General features: G+C 64.0%; 19 protein-coding genes. 8 read left to right on the forward strand and 11 right to left on the reverse strand.

What is annotated here, in order from left to right:
* Window positions 1–13: 13 nt before the first annotated feature.
* From ACTJGZ_RS07795 to ftsZ, 3 genes are all read left to right on the forward strand, one after another.
* A complete protein-coding gene (locus ACTJGZ_RS07795; RefSeq protein WP_441662368.1) occupies window positions 14–817 on the forward strand; it encodes a cell division protein FtsQ/DivIB in 804 nt (267 codons plus the stop codon).
* 4 nt (window positions 818–821) lie between these two features.
* Complete coding sequence (gene ftsA / locus ACTJGZ_RS07800; protein ID WP_441662369.1) at window positions 822–2,048, forward strand: cell division protein FtsA; 1,227 nt, start codon at window positions 822–824, stop codon at window positions 2,046–2,048.
* A 127-nt stretch (window positions 2,049–2,175) separates the two neighbouring features.
* Complete coding sequence (gene ftsZ, locus ACTJGZ_RS07805; protein ID WP_441662370.1) at window positions 2,176–3,363, forward strand: cell division protein FtsZ; 1,188 nt, start codon at window positions 2,176–2,178, stop codon at window positions 3,361–3,363.
* A 236-nt stretch (window positions 3,364–3,599) separates the two neighbouring features.
* On the opposite strand, the gene ACTJGZ_RS07810 is transcribed toward ftsZ, so the two are convergent.
* A complete protein-coding gene (locus ACTJGZ_RS07810) occupies window positions 3,600–4,898 on the reverse strand; it encodes a sensor histidine kinase (protein WP_441662371.1) in 1,299 nt (432 codons plus the stop codon).
* Window positions 4,895–5,566 carry a response regulator transcription factor gene (locus ACTJGZ_RS07815; protein ID WP_441662372.1) on the reverse strand — a complete coding sequence of 224 codons (672 nt, stop codon included), beginning with the start codon at window positions 5,564–5,566 and terminating at the stop codon, window positions 4,895–4,897. Before ACTJGZ_RS07815 ends, ACTJGZ_RS07810 begins: the two co-directional genes overlap by 4 nt.
* 264 nt (window positions 5,567–5,830) lie before the next feature.
* On the opposite strand from ACTJGZ_RS07815, the gene ACTJGZ_RS07820 reads away from it, so the two are divergent.
* Window positions 5,831–6,649, forward strand: a complete 819-nt coding sequence (locus ACTJGZ_RS07820) for a hypothetical protein (RefSeq protein WP_441662373.1) — start codon at window positions 5,831–5,833, stop codon at window positions 6,647–6,649.
* Window positions 6,650–6,880: 231 nt separating this feature from the next.
* Window positions 6,881–7,225, forward strand: a complete 345-nt coding sequence (locus ACTJGZ_RS07825) for a zinc ribbon domain-containing protein YjdM (protein ID WP_441662374.1) — start codon at window positions 6,881–6,883, stop codon at window positions 7,223–7,225.
* A gap of 44 nt (window positions 7,226–7,269) precedes the next feature.
* On the opposite strand, the gene ACTJGZ_RS07830 is transcribed toward ACTJGZ_RS07825, so the two are convergent.
* From ACTJGZ_RS07830 to ACTJGZ_RS07865, 8 genes are all read right to left on the reverse strand, one after another.
* Window positions 7,270–8,457, reverse strand: a complete 1,188-nt coding sequence (locus ACTJGZ_RS07830; RefSeq protein WP_441662375.1) for an ABC transporter substrate-binding protein — start codon at window positions 8,455–8,457, stop codon at window positions 7,270–7,272.
* Between the two features lie 31 nt (window positions 8,458–8,488).
* Complete coding sequence (locus ACTJGZ_RS07835) at window positions 8,489–9,187, reverse strand: ABC transporter ATP-binding protein (protein WP_441662376.1); 699 nt, start codon at window positions 9,185–9,187, stop codon at window positions 8,489–8,491.
* Window positions 9,184–9,903, reverse strand: a complete 720-nt coding sequence (locus ACTJGZ_RS07840) for an ABC transporter ATP-binding protein (protein ID WP_441662377.1) — start codon at window positions 9,901–9,903, stop codon at window positions 9,184–9,186. Before ACTJGZ_RS07840 ends, ACTJGZ_RS07835 begins: the two co-directional genes overlap by 4 nt.
* Window positions 9,904–9,912: 9 nt before the next feature.
* Entirely contained in the window at window positions 9,913–10,923 is a 1,011-nt protein-coding gene (locus ACTJGZ_RS07845) for a branched-chain amino acid ABC transporter permease (protein WP_441662378.1), read from the reverse strand.
* Entirely contained in the window at window positions 10,920–11,771 is an 852-nt protein-coding gene (locus ACTJGZ_RS07850) for a branched-chain amino acid ABC transporter permease (RefSeq protein ID WP_441662379.1), read from the reverse strand. Before ACTJGZ_RS07850 ends, ACTJGZ_RS07845 begins: the two co-directional genes overlap by 4 nt.
* A gap of 55 nt (window positions 11,772–11,826) precedes the next feature.
* Window positions 11,827–12,171: an NIPSNAP family protein gene (locus tag ACTJGZ_RS07855; RefSeq protein WP_441662380.1), complete on the reverse strand. Its 345-nt coding sequence runs from the start codon at window positions 12,169–12,171 to the stop codon at window positions 11,827–11,829.
* The gene (locus ACTJGZ_RS07860; protein WP_441662381.1) at window positions 12,168–13,907 is read right to left on the reverse strand and encodes an FAD-dependent oxidoreductase; all 1,740 of its coding nucleotides are present in this window, start codon (window positions 13,905–13,907) and stop codon (window positions 12,168–12,170) included. Before ACTJGZ_RS07860 ends, ACTJGZ_RS07855 begins: the two co-directional genes overlap by 4 nt.
* Before the next feature lie 66 nt (window positions 13,908–13,973).
* A complete protein-coding gene (locus tag ACTJGZ_RS07865; RefSeq protein ID WP_441662382.1) occupies window positions 13,974–14,819 on the reverse strand; it encodes an SDR family NAD(P)-dependent oxidoreductase in 846 nt (281 codons plus the stop codon).
* 263 nt (window positions 14,820–15,082) lie between these two features.
* Here ACTJGZ_RS07865 and ACTJGZ_RS07870 point away from each other — a divergent pair, with 263 nt between their 5' ends.
* A complete protein-coding gene (locus tag ACTJGZ_RS07870) occupies window positions 15,083–16,009 on the forward strand; it encodes a helix-turn-helix domain-containing protein (RefSeq protein WP_441662383.1) in 927 nt (308 codons plus the stop codon).
* 24 nt (window positions 16,010–16,033) lie between these two features.
* On the opposite strand, the gene ACTJGZ_RS07875 is transcribed toward ACTJGZ_RS07870, so the two are convergent.
* Window positions 16,034–16,843: an IclR family transcriptional regulator gene (locus tag ACTJGZ_RS07875; protein WP_441662384.1), complete on the reverse strand. Its 810-nt coding sequence runs from the start codon at window positions 16,841–16,843 to the stop codon at window positions 16,034–16,036.
* A gap of 444 nt (window positions 16,844–17,287) precedes the next feature.
* On the opposite strand from ACTJGZ_RS07875, the gene ACTJGZ_RS07880 reads away from it, so the two are divergent.
* A complete protein-coding gene (locus tag ACTJGZ_RS07880) occupies window positions 17,288–18,103 on the forward strand; it encodes a shikimate dehydrogenase family protein (protein WP_441662385.1) in 816 nt (271 codons plus the stop codon).
* Window positions 18,104–18,254: 151 nt separating this feature from the next.
* Window positions 18,255–18,713, forward strand: a 459-nt coding sequence (locus ACTJGZ_RS07885) for a Gfo/Idh/MocA family protein (protein ID WP_441662386.1), incomplete at its 3' end; no start/stop codon positions are given.

The raw sequence follows: 18,713 nt of genomic DNA on the forward strand, positions 1-18,713 counted from the left end.
AGGAAAATCATCCGTGTGGAATGACGCCCGTTTCCTCAATGTGATCGCCAACGCACTGGCGGTGCTGGCAGCCTTCGTGCTGCTGGTGGCCGGTGTGCTGTGGCTCGTGCAGCGGCCGGTGTTTGCGCTGACCGCCATTGAGCTGGAATCGGCGTCGCAGGAGGAGCCGCTGTCCTATGTGACGCCGGAAGGCGTGCGCTCGGCGATTGCCGGGCGCCTGCATGGCAACTTCTTCACGCTGGACCTGGATGAGGCGCGGCAGGTGCTGGAATCGGCGCCCTGGGTGCGGCGCGCCAGTGTGCAGCGGGTCTGGCCCAACACGATCAAGGTCAGCATCGAAGAGCAGCAGCCCCTGGCCTTCTGGAATGAAAACCAGATGATCAATACCTGGGGCGAAGTGTTTACCGCGAACCTGGGCGAACTGGCCGACGACGAGGAACTGCCGCGTCTGCTGGGGCCGGAGGGGGCGGAAAGCCTGGTGGTGCAGCGCTATGCGGAACTGGCGCGCTGGTTTGCGCCGCTGACCCTGCAGGTGCGGCGTATCGAATTGAGCCCGCGTTATGCCTGGATGGTGGATTTGTCGGATGGCATGACACTCAATCTGGGCCGTGACCCGGGGGCGGATGCGCCCGACCCGCACGGCCTGCCTGGCGCCTTGCCGTTTGCCGCTCGTATTCAGCAGTTTGTTCAGGTCTGGCCCGACGTAGTGCGACGGCTTGAAGGCCGAACCGTCAAAGAGGCGGATCTGCGTTATCCCAATGGGTTTGCGCTGACGCTGGCCGAACTTCCTAATAATTCTCTACGTAAGAAACATTGAAGCCATGACCCGAGACATCAAGGATCTCATCGTTGCCCTGGATATCGGCACCAGCAAAGTGGTGGCGGTAGTGGCCGAAATTTTGCCCCAAGGGGGCTTTGAAGTGCTCGGCCTGGGGCAGCACGAATCGCACGGCATGCGCAAAGGCGTGGTCGTGAATATCGAAACGACCGTGAACTCCATCCAGCGCGCGCTGGAAGAGGCCGAGCTGATGGCGGATTGCAAGATTCGCGATATCTATGCCGGCATTGCGGGCAGCCATATCCGCAGCTTCAATTCCAGCGGCATGGTGGCGGTCAAGGATAAGGAAGTCACGGCGACGGATGTTGCGCGGGTGATCGAGACGGCCAAGGCGGTGAATATTCCCACCGATCAGCAGGTGCTGCACGTGCTGACGCAGGAATTCATTGTCGATGGCCAGGAAGATATCCGGGAACCCATAGGCATGAGCGGCCTGCGCCTGGAAGTGCGCGTGCACATCGTGACTGGCGCGGTCAGCGCGGCGCAGAACATCATCAAGTGCGTGCGCCGCTGCGGCCTGGAAGTGCAGGATCTGATCCTGCAGCCGCTGGCTTCCAGCCTGGCTTGCCTGACGCCGGATGAAAAAGAGCTGGGCGTGGTGCTGGTGGATATCGGCGGCGGCACGACCGACATCGCCATTTTCACTGGCGGCGCGATCCGCCATACGGCGGTGGTGCCGGTGGCTGGCGACCAGATTACCAACGATATCGCCGCCATGCTGCGCACGCCGACGCCGGATGCGGAAGAAATCAAGCTGCGCTATGGCGTGGCCAAGCAGGTGCTGGCCGGCGCGGAAGAAACCGTGGAAGTGCCTGGCCTGGGCGACCGCGGGTCACGTCTGGTCAAGCGCCAGGCGCTGGGCGCGGTGATCGAGCCGCGTGTGGAAGAACTGTTTTCGCTGGTGCAGCGCGTGGTGCGCGAGTCTGGTTACGAAGACTTGCTGGCCTCCGGCGTTGTGCTGACCGGCGGCTCGTCGCTGATGCCCGGCATGGTGGAACTGGCCGAGGATGTCTTCCTCAAGCCAGTGCGCGTGGCGGTGCCGGATTACCAGGGCAGCCTGGCCGATGTGATGCGCAACCCGCGCTTCTCGACGGTCATGGGGCTGCTGGCCGAGGCCCGCACGCAACGCCTGCGCGGGCACAAGGTCGCGCAGCAGCGCGGCAGCTTCCAGCAGGTGCTGGCGCGCATGCGCGAGTGGTTCATGCATTAAGGATGTGGCGCCGGCCGTCCTGGGGGCGGCCGGTCTGAAGGTTCGTGGCATAGCGTGTTGGCCGTGCCATTCATATGTTGTAGAGGGTAGTTGTTTATTTTCTTTAGACTTGTGAGGGAGTCTTGTCATGATCAATTTCGAACTTGTGGATACCAACCCCAGCGGGACCGTCATTAAGGTCGTGGGTGTCGGGGGCGCGGGCGGCAACGCCATCGCGCATATGATCCGTTCCAACGTGCAGGGCGTGGAGTTCATCAGCGCCAATACGGACGCGCAAGCGCTGGTGACCAGCCAGGCGCCGGTGCAAATTCGTCTGGGCCGCACAGGCCTGGGCGCTGGCGCCAAGCCCGAACAGGGCCGTGCTGCGGCAGAAACCGCGCGCGAGGAAATCCGCGCTGCGCTCAATGGCGCGCACATGGTCTTCATTACCGCCGGCATGGGCGGCGGCACTGGCACTGGCGCTGCCCCCGTGGTGGCGGAAGTGGCCAAGGAGCTGGGCATCCTGACGGTAGGCGTGGTGACCAAGCCCTTCGGTTTCGAAGGCGGCCGCCGCTTGAAGTCCGCGGAAGAAGGCATTCGTGAGCTGTCGCGCCATGTCACGTCGCTGATCGTTGTGCTCAACGAAAACCTGTACGACCTGATGGACGAAGACGCCACCCAGGACGACTGCTTCCGCGCTGCCGACGATGTGCTGCACAATGCTTGCGCCGGTATTGCCGAGATCATCAATGTCGAAGGTAACGTTAACGTTGACTTCGAAGACGTCAAGACGATCATGGGCGAACAAGGCCAGGCCATGATGGGTACCGCTGTTGCCAGCGGCCAGGACCGTGCCCGCGTGGCCGCAGAGCAGGCCATTGCTTGCCCCTTGCTGGAAGGCGTGGACTTGCATGGCGCGCGCGGCGTGCTGGTGAATATCACTGCCAGCCGTTCCTTGAAGATGCGCGAAACCCGCGAGATCATGGAAATCATCCGCGGCTATGCCGCTGAAGATGCCACCGTGATCTTCGGTAACGCCTATGACGAAACCATGGGTGACGATCTGCGCGTGACGGTGGTCGCCACGGGTTTGGGCAAGCAGGTGCAAAGCGGCCCCCAGCTGGTGCCGGAACCCGCTGAGGCATTGCGCACCGGCACCGACGATTACTTCGTCGGCGGCGGCACAGCCATGCCCATGGGCTACGGCAACGACCTGCAAGTGCCGACGGTGATGCGCAATCCGCGTGGTCAGGCAACGGCCCAGGTACGTGCGATGGAGTCTGCTGGTATGGAGCATCTGGATATTCCGGCTTTCCTGCGCAAGCAGGCGGATTGAGCAGGCTGACAGACCGCTAGACCCTCTCTCACAGTAAACCCGTCTCCTGGCAGCCCTGATGGCTGCCAGGAGGCAGGGCGGACGGCGCCTTTTATGGGCGGGCCGGCGAGCGTGCACCTCTACCACGCAAGCCGGTCTGTCGGGCGTCGTCCGCCCTTTTCTTTTTTGTGCGCTTTTTTCCTATTTGCGGCAGATAAATCAGGAATTTGTCCTGTTTGGTGTGGCTCAAGGGAATATCAGGAACGGGTGCCAGGCCGCATTTCAATCACGAACCGGGACCCTTGCCCCGGGCGCGAGTGCAGGCGCAATTGCCAGCCCTGATGGCGGCAGATCCGCTGCACCATGGACAGACCCAGCCCCAGGTTGCCTTCCGGGCGTCCATCGCTGGTATCGCCGCGCACAAAGGGCGAAAACAAAGCTTCCTGGCGATCCTGGGGAATGCCGGGGCCGTCGTCGCACACCTCCAGCCAATCCCAGCCATGCGAGATGCGTACCTGGGCGCCGCTGCCGGCATACTGCAGCGCGTTGCGGATCAGGTTGGACAAGACGCTGCGCAATAGCGGGACGGCATAGCCGGGGGCGCCCAGCGCCGGGCCGGCGCTGTTTTCCAGCCGCAGCTCGATGCCGCGCCGCTCGGCTTGCGGCAGCCAGGTTTGCCATTGTTCCTGCGTGAGCTCGTGCAGCGGGGCATGCGGAAAGGCCGCGCCATCCTGGCGGCCGCGTGCCAGCATGAGATACACATCCACGCGCTGTTGCATATCCTGCAAGGCGTTTTCGATACGCATGACGCGGGTGCGCGTGGTTTCATTGAGCGCCGGGTCGGCCGCCAGCAATTCGCAGGTGCTCAGGCCGCTCATCAGGGGCGTGCGCAATTCGTGGCCGACATCGGCGGTGAACAGGCGTTCCCGCAGCAAGGCCTCTTCCAGGGCGTTATAGGCGGCATCGAAGGCCGTGGCGAGCTGCCCGATCTCATTCTCAGGGTATTGGGCAGCCAGCTGCGTGCCGGGTGGCAGTTCGCTGCGCCGCTGCACGTCGCGTGACAGGCGTTCGATGGGGCGGATGACGCGCCGGGTGGCCAGATACCCCAGGGCCAGCGCCAGCACCAGGCTGGCTGCCAGGCAGAGCAGCCCGGCGATTTCATAAATGCGCTGTGATTGCAGATAGTCGGTGTAGTCCCGCAGCAGGATGTAGCGTTCATCCTCGATATCTTCGACCATGACCAGCCAATTGCGGCCGCTGCGGTTCACCATGTGGAAACCGGGGGCCAGCGGGCGCAGATCATCAGGAAAGCGGTGGCTGCCCGGCGCGCCGTACAGAAAATGGTTGGGCCAGCCTGGCGCCATGCCTGCGGCGAGGTCGTCCCGCAGGCGGTCTATGGCCAGGTCCATGTCGATGCGGTGCGACATGGCTTCCAGGCGGTTGAAGGCCCAGCCGGACAGCAGGGTCAGAATGCCCGCCACCGCCAGCGTGAGGGCCAGAAAGCGCAGGATCAGGCTGCGCGCCAGCTTGCCGCGCAGAATTTTGGGCGTTTTCATTGGGGGCGCAATTGGTAGCCGATGCCATGCACGGTGTGCAGCAGGGCATGGTCAAAAGGTTTGTCTATGACTTGCCGGAGGTGGTGGATATGGGTGCGCAAGGCATCGCTGTCCGGCGGGGAATCATGCCATAGCGCTTCTTCCAGCCGTGTGCGGTGCACCACGGCCGGGCTGTGCAGCATCAGCAGGCGCAGCAGTGTCAGGGGCGCAGGCGGCAACTTTAGGAGGGCGCCCGCGCGTTCCAGCACCAGGGTGTCCTGATCCAGGCTGAGGTCGCCAACGCGCAGAATGGACGGCGTGGCGCTGCGGCGGCGTTGCAGCAGGGCGCGGATGCGGGCGCCCAGTTCCGCCAGGGCGAATGGTTTGACCAGGTAATCATCGGCACCGGCGTCAAAACCGGCCAGCCGGTCGTCCAGCGCATCGCGCGCCGTCACGATGATGACCGGTATCGTGCTGCGCAATTCGTGGCGCAGGCGGCGGCACAGCTCATAGCCATCCATGCGGGGCAGCATCAGGTCCAGCACGACCAGGTCGAATTCCTCCCGGCTCAGTCTGTCAAAACCGGCCTGGCCGTCATCGGCGCAATCGACGATATAGCCCAGGCCGGACAGGTAATCGACGATATTGGTAAGAATGGGAAGGGTGTCTTCGATAACCAGGATACGCATGACTGCCTGCGAGGGACGCGGTAGGGGGACAAACAGTGTGCCAGGGGGACGCGAGGTGGTGGGGGGGAGCGGCTGCCGGGCTTAAAAACCACATGGGTTTAAAAACCACGTTATACCCGAGGCGCCAGCGGCGTGCTGGCGGTGTTAACGCTTTCTTGACGTCCCTTTGTCCAGAATGGGAAGTGTACCGGAGGGCACAGGGCCGGCGGCTTGGCCGCTATCGGCCCCGCGTCTGTTGATGGGGAGTTTCCGTGGAGGTCAGGGATGCCTGAGTCATCGCTGGCGTTGCGGCAAACCGCGCTGGATGTTTATCGCGGCGCGGCCGCAGAATTGCAGATTTTCCGTTTGGCTGACCGTCATTATGTGATGAAAGCCTGGCGCGCCAAGCCGGGCGCATCGTTGCGCGCCAGTGTCGGCGCGCTGGCCTGTTTGCTGGCCTTTGGCGAGTTCGCGCGTCCTTCGCGCCTGCGCCAGGGCGATATCCATTTCGAAGCGGGGCGTTTGCGCGCACTGGCCCATGGCGGTTGCGCAGTCCCGAAGGTGTACCTGGACGAAGAGCGTTTCATCGTGCTGGAACATGTGGGGCGCAGCCTGGATGAAATCGTCCGGGGCCGGCCGCTCGAACAGGTGGGCAAGCACTACGACGCGGCCGTCGATGACCTGGCGTCTTTTCACCGCCAGGGCTTTTGGCACGGGGGCGCGCAGCTGCGCAATCTGACGGTGCGCGACGGCTGCCTGTACCGCATCGACTTCGAGGAGCGCTTTGGCGCCGCGCTGTCGCATGGGCTGGCAGCGGCCTACGATCTGTTTCTGCTGCTGGGCGATATCCTCTGGCGCCTGGAACCGGACGAAGTCGGGCCCGCCGGCAAGCGCCTGTTGCGGCGCTACTTTACGCGTGCCGGCAACCAGGGCGCTGATCAGAGCGCTCTCTTGCGCTTTAACCGTCTGCTGGCGCCGGTGCGCGGGCTGGCCAATATCTTGCCGGCCCGCATGCGGGAAAAAAGGGATGTCCGGCGTGTTGCGCGTTTTGCCGCGGTACTCAAGGATTGGTGTACCCATGAGCAGACCGCGGTATTGAACTGATGCGTTCTGATTGACGCGGGACAGCATCAGGCGCTGCTGGAGGCCTTGCTGGCGCATGATGCCGATGCGGCGGCTGCGGTGCTGGAAGAGCATTTGAAACCGGTGGTGGAGGTGATCTCCCTGCTGCCCAGCCGCTGAGCCTGCCGGCAGTATGGGCAGCCAGGCGGGCAAAGCCCCTTCTGTTATATCGGGAATTGCCTATAATGGCTTGTTTTAAATGAGAAAAAAGCCATGACTACTTTGCCGCCCTGTCCCCAATGCCAATCCGAATATGTCTATGCGGATGCTGCGCTGCTGATTTGCCCAGAGTGCGCGCATGAATGGGCGGCGGATGCGCAGGCGGAGTCGGCGGCCGAGCCGGTCAAGGTCGTCAAGGATGCTGTCGGCAATGTGCTGCAGGATGGCGATACCGTGACGGTCATCAAGGATTTGAAGATCAAGGGATCGTCGCAAGTGGTGAAGATGGGCACCAAGGCGCGCAATATCCGTCTGGTCGATGGCGATCACGATATTGATTGCAAGCTCGATGGCATCGGCAATATGCAGCTCAAATCGGAATTCGTGAAGAAGGTGTGAGGCGGCAGGCCGGCGCCCGGCGGGCACCGGCCTTGGCTCAGGTTTTACATCTTGCATTCGCCGGTCGGGGCCGGCACGATTTCAGGGCCGAAGGCCTGTTTGACGACTGGGCGCAGCTTGCCGTCCACGGCTTCCACCTGGCCGATGTAGGTCGGCAAGATCAGCTGATTGTCTTCGGCGCGCATGGTGGCCGGGCCGTAGATGGTTTCATAGGTGGCGCCGCGCAAGGCCTGTGACACGTCGGCGGGTTTGGTGCTGCCGGCCAGTTTCACGCCTTCGAAAATGGTCTGCACCGCGTTGTAGGCCTGGCCTTCGTTGTCGGTCGGCGTACGGCCATATTTTTCCTGGAACTCCACGACGAATTCGTGGTTCCTGGGGGTGTCGATATCAGGGCTGTAGCCGATGTTGCCCCAGACGCCTTCGGTGGCATTGCCCGTGGCATTGACGACGAAATTCATGATGTAGGCATGGCCGATGATGCGCTTGTCAGTCAGGCCGAATTCATGGGCCTGCTTGGCAAAGGCGATCAGGTCGCGGCCGACCAGCGCCACCCAGATCCCGTCGATATCCGGCTGGGCCTTGATCTGCGCGATATACGGCGCAAAATCCTTGGTGCCTACCGGCGGAAAGACGCTCAGCGCGACTTCCTTGCCCAGCTTGGCGGCGGATTGCTCGAAGTGCTCGGCGGAATCCCGGCCCCAGACATAGTCCGCGCCCACGACGGCGAATTTCTTTTCCGGCACATCCTTGAGCCATTCGTCGAACATGGCGAGGTCCATGCTGTCCGAGTGGCTGCTGCGGAACATGCGCGGTTTGCAGGAGTCGCCGGTAATGCGGTCTGCCTTGGACAGGTGCACGACCTGCATGGCATCCCAGCGTTCCAGGCCCTGGCCGACGGCCATGGTGATGGATGAGGCGATGGGGGCGACCAGCAGATTGTGGCCGTCGCGCGCCAGCTTTTCGGCGGCGCGCCGTCCGGCGTCGGGGGTGCTTTCGTCATCGGCAATTTTCAGTTCGACGGCGCGGCCGTCCACACCGCCTTTTTTGTTGGCTTGCTCCACGGCGAATTGCACGGCGCGCTGCACTTCCTCGCCTTGCTGCGAAAACACGCCGGATACGGAGGTCACGGTGCCGATGCGCACCGGGTCCTTGTCGGCCGCGCCGGCCAGGGGCAGGATGGCGGCCAGGGCCAGGCCGAGCAGGCTGCGCGGCAGGAATCGTTGGGTTGTCATGCTTGTCTCCTTGGTTATTATTGGCCTGCGATCAGGCCACTACGTGCTCGCGCAATTCGCGCAAACTGTTGTCGTCGATCAGGCCGGTGCCGGTCACGGCGCCTTTGGCCATGGCGTAGTAGCGGCGCGCCACGCGCGCGACCAGACTGAGGTTTTGTTCGATCAGCAATAGCGCCGTGCCCTGATCCGCTACCAGGTTGAAAATGTCGGCGAGCTGATCGACGATGACGGGCGCCAGGCCTTCGGTGGGCTCGTCCAGAATCACGAGGGTTGGGTTGGACATCAGCGCCCGGCCTATGGCCAGCATTTGCTGCTGTCCGCCGGACAGTGCCGTGCCCGGCGTGTGGGCGCGTTCGCGCAGAATGGGAAACAGTTCATAGATGCGCGCGACGGTCCAGTGCCCGGCACGGCCGCAGGCCGCGCCCAGCAGCAGGTTTTCTTCGACGCTGAGATTGGCGACGATGCGCCGGCCTTGCGGCACGACGGCCATGCCCTGGCGCGTCGCCATATAGGGGCGCGGCCGGGTGATGGTTTTGCCGCCTATGCGCATGCTGCCGCCGCGCACGCTGGCCAGGCCCAGCAGGGAGTTGACCAGCGTGGTTTTGCCGACGCCATTGCGGCCAATCAGCGCGACCCGTTCGCCTGCCTGGATATCCAGGGACAAGCCATGCAGGATATGGGCGGCGCCATAGTAGGACTGCAGATTCTGGACTTGCAAGACGGTGCTCATGCGGCGCTCCCGAGATAGGCTTCACGCACGCGGGGATGCGCGCGGACAGTCGCCGGTTCGCCGCTGGCGATGACACGGCCGAGTTCGAAGACAGTGACGGCATGGCTGATGCCGAAGACGATGTCCATATCGTGTTCGACCAGCAGCACCGATACCGACCATTGCTGCGCCAGGGTTTGCAAGTGGCGCGCCAGGTCTTCCGATTCCTGGGCCGAAAGGCCGGCCATGGGTTCGTCGAGCAGCAGCAGGGAAGGCTGGCCGACCAGCGCGAGCGCCAGATCCAGGCGGCGCTGTTCGCCGTAGCCCAGTTCCGTGGCGGGCAGATGGGCCATGCGGTTCAGTTCCAGCTGGCGCAGCACTTCTTCGGTGTTGGCCTCGGGGTGCTGGGCGCCGACCTTGTAGGCAGCCAGTTCGATTTGGTCATAGACGCGCATTTCGGGAAAGATGCTGGTGCGCTGGAAAGAGCGCGCCAGGCCGAGCTGGCGGCGTTCAATCACACCCATGGCGGTCACGTCCTGGCCATTGAGCAGGACTTGGCCGCGTGTGGGCCGGCGCCTGCCGGTGATGGCGTCTATGACGGTGGATTTGCCGGCGCCGTTGGGGCCGATGAGGCCGTGGATTTCGCCGCGCGCGACGGCGAAGTTCACGCCATCCACGGCTTTCACGCCGCCGTAATGCACGGCAATGTCGCGGACTTCAAGAATGTTCTGTTGCATGGCTGGGCCTCAGGTGCGTTGCGGGCGGCGGCGTTGGCACAGGCGCTGGAGCGCGCCGCCTATGCCTTCCGGCGAGAACACGATGATGAGGATCAGCGCGGTGCCGAAAATGGCCAGCCAGTGCTGGGCGTAATCGCCGATCAGGTCGCGCGCCAGGAAGAAGACCACGGCGCCCAGCGCCGGCCCCCAGAGCGTGCGAAAGCCGCCGATGATGACCATCATCAGCGCGGAACCGGAGACGCTCCAGTGCAGGCTTTCGGGTGAAATAAAACCGGTATTCAGCACGGACAGCAGGCCAGCCAGGCTGGTGACGAGCGCCGACAGCGCGAAGATGGCAACACGCGGCATCAGGGTGCGGATACCAATGAAACGCGCCCGTTCTTCGTTGTCCCGCACGGCTTCGGTGACGCGGCCGAAGCGGGTCGAGAGCAGCGCGGCCAGCCCGGCGATGCACAGCACCAGCAAGGTCCAGCTGATACCGAACAGCACATCCTGGCGCTGGATGAGGCCGATGGGCACGCCGAACAGGCGCGCAGGCCAGTCCAGATACATGCCGTCGGCGCCGCCGGTCAGCGAACGCGAGGTTGATGCCAGCTGAAAGAACATCTGCCCCACGGCCAGCGTCAGCATGCCGAAGGCGATACCGGGCACGCGCACGATGACCAGTCCCATCAGGCATGAAAACAGCGCCATGATGAGCAGCGTCAGCACAATGACGGCCTCGGCCGGGATGCCGTGCTGCTGCATCAGGATGGCGGCGACGTAACCGGCCAGGCCGTAGAAAGCGGCGTGGCCGAAACTGACCATGCCGTTCTGGCGCAGCAGCAGGCCGACACCGAGGGCGAAGATGGCGAAGATAGTGGCCTGCGTCAGCAGCGACAGCAGCATGGCGGACTGGGCCTGGGTGGCGACTAGCAGGCCGGCAGCCAGCGCGGCCGCGGTTCGCAGCAGCAGCGTGGCCGGTGCCAGGGTGCGGGGCTTGAGGGTGGGCATGGGCGTTGCGGGTGCAGGGGTTGTCATGTGCGGTTCCCGGCCAGACCGGCGGGCCTCCAGAGCAGTACGGCAATCATCAGGATGAAGGGCAGCACGGCGGCCAGGCCGGGCAGATAAATCGCGCCCAGCGCCTGGATTTGCCCCAGCGCCAGCGCGGCGATGAAGGCGCCGGACAGACTGCCCAGGCCGCCGACCACCACGACGACAAAGGAGTCGATCAGCACATCGCTGTTCATCGTGGGCGAGAGCGACAGAAAGGGAGCCGCGACGACGCCGGCCAGCCCTGCCAGCGCGGTGCCCAGGCCGACAACGAGCGCGCTGAGGCCATCGGTGTTGACGCCCTGCATGGCGGTCGTGGTCGGGTCGGTGCTGGCGGCGCGCACATACAGGCCGATGCGGGAGAAACGCAGCCAGGCCGCCAGTCCCAGCGCCACGCCCAGGCCCACCGCGAGAACCGCAATGCGGTAGGCGGGGACGGGCGTGCCGAACAGGCTGACGGAGGTGCTCAGCAATTCCGGCGCGGGCAGCGAGAGATTGCTGCGGCCCCAGACGGTTTGCACCAGGTCTTCCAGAATCAGCAGCAGGCCGAAGGTCACCAGCACGACCGTCAGCGGATTGCGGTCTTGCAGCAGGCGGAAGCAATAGCGGTCCAGCAGCGCGCCCAAACACAGCATGATGAGCGGCACGGCGGCCAGCGCGAGCCAGAAGCCGCCCTGGCTGGCAATGCTGTAGCCGAGATAGGCGCCCAGCATGTAGAGCGAGCCGTGGGCGAAGTTCACGACCCGTCTCAGCCCGTAGATCAGGGCCAGGCCTGAAGACATGACGATCAGCAGAGCGCCATACACCAGGCCATTGAAAATATTGATGCTTGTCATCCGCAAAGTCTCCTCTTGGTATTGATTGGTTGCGGCAAGGCAGGGGGGGGCAGCTTCAGCCGGCGCCGCTGTCCGTGCGGCAGGAGGGCAGTTCGGCGCGGCGCAGCAGCCGGTTTTCCTGTGCCACGATGAGATGGCCGGATGCCTGCAGGTAAGCGGGAAATTCCGGGTCGCTGTCGCGTGCCTGGCTGCGGCGTTCGTAGTCGCTCAGGTCGTCGTAGGCCCAGAGATGCACCACCTGGTTCAGCGGGCCGACATGGCTGGTGTAAAAGCCTATGGGTTCGCCCAGCGTGCGTTTGAGCACAGGCATGGCGAGGCGGTCGAAGACTTCCAGGAATTCCGCCATTTTGCGCGGCGCGATGGTGTAGGTTCGGTGGTCGATCAGCGGTTTGCGGTTCATGGCTGGCTCCGTGCGGTTTGGGTTTGCTGGGCCTGTTGGGCGATGTGGCGGCCAGTGATGTAGCCGAAGGTCAGAATGGGCCCCAGCGTGATGCCAGCGCCGGGATAAGTGCCGCCCATGATGCTGGCGCGGTCGTTGCCCACGGCGTACAAGCCGGGAATGACGCTGTTGTCCTGCCGCAGGACTTCGCCCGTCACGGCGGTGCGTATGCCGTCAAAGGTGCCCAGGTCGCCCATGAGAATGCGCAGCGCATAGAAGGGCCCCTGCTGGATGGGAGCGACGCAAGGGTTGGGCTGGTGTTCGGGGTCAGCCAGATATCGGTTGAAGCTGGTGCTGCCGCGGCCGAACTGGCGGTCTTCGCCCTGTATGGCGCCCTGGTTGTATTCGCGTACCGTGGCTTCCAGCCCCGCTGCATCTATCCCTGTGTTGCGTGCCAGTTCCGCCAGCGTTTTGCCGCTTGTCAGATAGCCGCTGCGCAGATGCGGGCCTAGCGGCAAAGGGGCCGGTTTGGCGTAGCCCAGGCCGTACTTGGCGATAGCGGTCTTATCGCAGACCAGCCACATTTCGGTTTCCTTGCCGTCCTGGCAAGCGGTTAGCATGGCGGCGCCCACATCGTGATAAGACTCGGATTCATTGGTGAAGCGTTTGCCTGCCCGCGTCACGCCGATGATGCCGGGCTTGTAGCGGTCCAGCAGATGGGGGAAGACGCCATGGCGGCCCTTGCCCAGGGGCACGCGCGAGACCGGCATCCAGGCGGCCGGCGCGGGGAAACGGATATCGACAGTGCCGCCGGCCTGTTCCGCCAGGCGTCCGCCATCGCCGGTGTTGCCGCTAGGGCCGGGTGACAGATGCGTGCCGCCGCGCCGGACATGGGGGAAAGCCTGGCGGAGACGTTCCTGGTCATGCGGAAAACCGCCGCAGGCCAGTACCACGCCCTGGCTGGCCTCAATGCGCAGCGGGCCGCTGGGCGAGTCGGCCAGCGCGCCGGTGATGCGTTCGCCGTCGCGCAGCAATTCGCGCACTGGCGTCGAGGTGCGGATGGCAATGCCCTGATCCAGCGCGCTCTTGGCCAGCCGCGCCGCTAGCGCATTGCCGCTGGTCACCTGGATGCCGCGCCGGTAGCGCAGCAGTTCGGTCAGGTGGCGCGCCAGGCGGCGGGCGACATAGCTGAAGGAGGTCAGGGATTTCGTGGCGCGGAAGAAATGCTTCAGGTCGGCGTTCGAGGAGTTGAACATCATCCCCATGAAGGTGATGGTTTCCAGCGGCGGCCGCAGGCGCTCCATGTCCTGGCCCAGCGCGCGGATATCGAAGGGCGCGGCGAGGATGGAGCGGCCCACATCGACGCCGCCAGGCGCGGTGGGGTGGTAGTCGGGGTAAAGCGTCGGGATGAAGCGCACCGAGGTTTCCCGGGTGAAGAAATCGACCATTTCCGGGCCGTTGTCGAGAAAGGCCTGGACTGCGGCGGCATTGAAGTGTTCGCCGATTTCATGGCGCATATAGGTTTCGGCGGCAGCGCGGCTGTCCTGGGCGCCAGCTTCCCGCGAGATGCGGTTGCCGGGAATCCACAGCACGCCGCCGGAAAACGCGGTGGTGCCGCCGAAGACCGGCGCCTTTTCCACGATGACGACATTCAGGCCGTGTTTGCTGGCGACGATGGCGGTGGACATGCCGCCCGCGCCCGCGCCGATGACCAGCAGGTCGCAGCGGATGCGGGTTTCCTGTAGGGCTGGGTTCATGAAAGTCTCCTGATGCTGCGCGTGCCGGCAAGGGCGCGCGCATTCGTGATTGATAGGCCTGGCGGCTTATGCCGCCTGGGTGGCTGCGCCGTGGTTGAAGCCGGGGCGCGGCACCATGTCCATCAGCATGGAGGACATGCCGCCATCGACCATCAGTTCCGCGCCATTGACGTAGCTGGCGCGGGGGCTGGCAAGAAACAGCACGGCATTGGCGATGTCTTCCGGTTCGCCCACGCGGCGGCTGGCCGTCATGGCGGCGCGGGCGGCTTCCACACCTGGCTGGGCATAGAAAGCGGCCGACAGCGGCGTGCGGATCATGCCCGGACAGATGGCATTGCTGCGTATGCCGGATTCCCCCCATTCCGCCGCCAGCTGGCGTGACAGCAGCAAAATGCCGGCCTTGCTGGCGCTATAGGCGCCGCTGCGTGTTTGCGGGAAGCGCGCGGCGATGGAGGCGATATTGACGATGCTGCCGCCGTTCTGGGCGCGCAGTTGCGGGGCAAAGGCGCGCGCGCAGAGCAGGTAGCCGGTAAGGTTCACGGCCAGGATCTGATTCCACTCTTCCAGACCGACATCGTCCAGCGCCGAGGAGCGCAGCATCCCGGCGTTATTCACCAGAATGCTGGCGGCGCCGAGATTGGCCTGCACATGTTTGGCGGCATCGCGGGTAGAGGTTTCGCTGGCGGTATCGCAGGCCACGGCCATGGCCTGGGCGCCTTGCAGGGCCAGGCTGTCCGCCAGCCGCTGGGCGGCAGGCGCATCGCGGTCCAGCAGGGCGACATGGGCTCCCGCCAGGGCGAGACTGCTGGCAATGGCGGCGCCAATGCCGCTGGCCGCGCCTGTGACGACGGCCACGCGGCCTTGCAGCGACAGCCAGTCTTCGGCGGAGTTGCGGGAGTGTGGGGAAACCATGGGTGCTCCTGGCATGGAAGGAAGGAAAAGGGGCCCATGGGCCTGGCCGTGGCTGGACGTGGCAGGTCAGGCGGTCCGGCGCGGCAGGCGGCGGCAAAACCATGGGCAAGTGAGGCGGATTGTGGAAGGCTTGGGCCTGGCGCGGGGTTGTGATTCCTGCAAAGGCCAGGACGAATCGTGCATTTATGCGAGGTCTAGGGATATCACCTAGTGACGATTCCGGCGCCGAAATGGATATTTCGTGCATGTCAGGGAGCAAACCCATGGGACTGCAACGATCCATTCCGAATTACGCGCTATATGGCGACCAGGCCCCCGAGGTCTGGGACACACTCTTTGATTTTGAATGGATTCCCCAGAGATCCGGTCTGTATAACTGGGAAATTCATCCGCATTTGCATGATGGCTGCGTGCAGATTCTGCTGGTGACAGCTGGCGGCGGGGAGGTTTTGCTGGATGAAAAACGCTGGCAGGCGCAGGCACCTTGCCTGATTGTGGCACCTGCACGGATCGTGCATGGATTTCACTGGAATCCGCCTGTGGACGGTGCCGTGATTACGGCCGCGCAGGGGCCGCTGGAGTCGCTGGCGCAAATCCTCATGCCGGAATTGCTGGAGGTGTTGCGCACGCCGCTGGTCATGAATTTCCCCCGCGATACGCCGCATGCCGATGCGCTGATGCCGCTGATCCTGGCCATTCAGCGGGAGTGGCGCGTGCCCGCGCAGGGGCAGCGGGCGGCCAGTTTGTCGCTGCTGACGGCGTTACTGGTGCAGATCGCCCGTATCACGCAGGCGCCGGTTGCCGCGCCCGAGTCGTTCTCGCCGCGCAAAGCCGCGCATCTTGAGCGTTTCCGGGCACTGGTTGAAACCTGGTTCAAACGGCACCGGCCATTGGCGGATTACGCCAATGAACTGGGGCTGACGGTGGGGCAATTGACGCGTATCTGCCGCGAAGCCCTGGGGATGTCGGCGCTGGCGGTGATCCAGGCGCGTCTGCTGCATGAAGCCAAGCGCAACCTTGTTTACACCATGGGCAGCGTAAAGCAGATCGCCACGGCACTGGGCTTTCAGGACGAGGCCTATTTCGGGCGTTTTTTCCGCAAGCATACGGGCAGCAGCCCCAGCGCTTTCAGAAAACAGGCCCTGAGCCAGATACGCGAAGTGGTGTTGCCGCCGGACGCCGGGGAGTAAGGAAAGAGGCGTCCGGTATGGCGCTCAGTTCAGGACGGGATGGCCTGCCTGGCGGTTGGAGCTGCCAGCCAGCATGGACACGCCGCCGGAGGCGGCCATTTCCGCTGCGGCTTCCAGCAGTGCCGGGCCGAGTTCCTGCATGCGCTCGGCCGTCATGCGGGATGCCGGCCCGGCGATGCTGATCGTGCCGGTGGCCGGCTGGTTGGCGCGGCGGATGGGGGCGGCCATGGCGGCCATGCCAGCCATGAACGTGTCGGTCGTCATGCTGAACCCGCGCGCCCTGTCGGCTTCCAGGCAGGCCAGCAGTTCATGCACGGTCTGGGGCGCGTTGGGGCCGTAATCTTCGCGTTTGCCGAAGCCCTGGCGCGCCACCATTTCGATGGCGCGTTCATCGGGCAGCGTCAGCAGCCAGGCATGGCCGGAAGCGGAACAGGACAGCCGGGCTTCCATGCCCATTTCCGGGTCATAGCGCAGGCCGGTGCGCGCGCCTTGGGCGCGTGCCAGCCAGGCGATGCTTTCGCCGTCGATCACGCCCAGGCGCACGAATTCTCCAGAGAGTTCCGCCAGACGGTCGAGGATGGGCTGGGCGATATCCTGGACGCCGGTGTTGGAGAGAAAACTCATGCCCAGCGAAGCGAGCTTGGTGGTCAGGACGTAATCGCCGTGGGCGCGCACCTGGCGCACGTAGCCGCAGTCGGACAGCTCGGCAAGCAGGCGGTGGGCGGCGCTGCGCGGTATTTGCAGGGTATCGGCGATGGTCGCCAGCGGCAGTCCTTCCGGATGGCTGGTCAGGTATTCAAGTACATGAAGGGTGCGGGAAGCTGGGCCGGCCATAGGTGAACAGGTGTTATCAGTGCGGTTTGAATAGTTATTGCAACAGAAGCAGCGGAATGGACGGATCCATCACCGTTATATCCGTATGAATGCATGAATAGTTCTAATCGTAGCTTGTCTGCGCCAGAAGCGCGAATGCTGTGCTGCCGCCGCACCGGCAGGCGCCACGGAAAATTGCCTGCAAAGCGGCGCCGGAACAGCGATTCAGGCCGTTAGCATACAATGTGTGGAATTCGATTCCAAAAAATATTTTTGTTGAATATAATTCCAATGGAAGGATGGCCGGTCGTTGCCCGCAGCCAGGTCCGGCGAGTTCAGCCGTGGCAGGTTGCCGCAGCCCGGGCATCCAGTGGACAGGCATGGGTGCCGGCAGGAGACAAGCCGGGCCCATGTGCTTTGCCTGGCGGCGCTTGGCGCCGCCCATAACCGAGACGCAGAACTTCCATGAGCCAGAATAGCCAGAATTTTTCCTTGAGCGGTGCAACGCGGGTCATTGCCATCATTGGTGACCCCATTGCGCAGGTCAAATCGCCGGCAGGCGTGACCGGCATGCTGCAGGCGCAGGGCCACGACGCCATCGTCGTGCCGGTGCATGTCAAGCCGGAGCAGCTGGGCGAGTACATGCGCGCAGCAGCCATCGTGCGGAATCTGGATGGCATCATCGTGACCATCCCCCATAAATTTTCCATGCGCGGCTATTGCAGCACCGTGACCGAGCGCGCCGAGTTCCTGGGCGCCGTGAATACCTTGCGCCGCAACGCCGATGATTCCTGGGATGGCGATATGTTCGACGGCGAAGGCATGCTGGGCGGCATCCGCGAGCATGGCGGCAGCCCCGCTGGCCAGCGCTGCCTGCTGGTAGGCGCTGGCGGCGCTGGTACCGCGATTGCGCTGGAATTGCTGGTGCAGGGCGCCAGCTACCTGGCCATTCATGACGCCGATACGCGCCGCCGCGATGACCTGATTGCGCGTCTGCAAGTCCGCTATGGCGATAAGGTGGGTGTCGGGTCGGATGATCCCACTGGTTTCGGTGTGGTGGTCAACGCCACGCCCATGGGCATGAACGCCAGCGATCCCATGCCGATTCAGGTGGCTAAGCTGGATCCCTCAGCCTTTGCGGCCTGCCCCATTACCTCGCCGGCGGTTTCCCCCTGGATTCAGGCTGCGCGTGAGCGCGGCTGCAAGACCAGTGTGGGCGCCGATATGTTCAATTCCGAACTCAAACTGATGGTTGATTTCCTGGCGGCGCGCCTGCGCTGAGCCTGACGCCGGGCGCATTCGTGCGCCTGGCCTGATAACGCAAGACAGATCGTCTGATTGGCATTCGATATGACGGGCGCGGCAGCCATGCCGCGCACGCAGGGAGAGTGCGCGCCGTTGCTTAGGCGGCTGGCGTGCGCAAGGAGGAAACATGGCAAAGAAAAATCTGGCAGTGATAGGCGCGGGCGCCATCGGCCGTATTCATATCGAAGCAGCATTGCGCAGCGCTGACTGGCAATTGTCGGCTGTCGTGGACCCGACCGATGCCGGGCGGGCGATGGCCGAAAAGGTGAACGCCGCCTGGTATGCGGACATAGACGCCATGTACGCCTCGCAGCAGCCGGAAGGCGTGATTGTGGCGACGCCGAATCATACGCATGTGAGCCTGGGGATTTCCTGCCTGGAGCGCGGCAGCGCTGTGCTGGTGGAAAAGCCGATTGCCGATAGCGTGGCGGAAGCGCGCCAGTTGTGCGATGCCGCGCAGCGTCTGGGCCAGCCTTTGCTGGTCGGCCATCAGCGCCGTCACAATGTGATTCTGCGCCAGGCGCGTGAGATTGTCGCGTCCGGCAGGCTGGGCAAGATCGTGGCTGCCAACGGCATGGCTGCCTTC

The sequence above is a fragment of the Kerstersia sp. genome (assembly GCF_052103615.1).
In the GTDB taxonomy this organism is placed as follows: Bacteria; Pseudomonadota; Gammaproteobacteria; order Burkholderiales; family Burkholderiaceae_B; genus Kerstersia.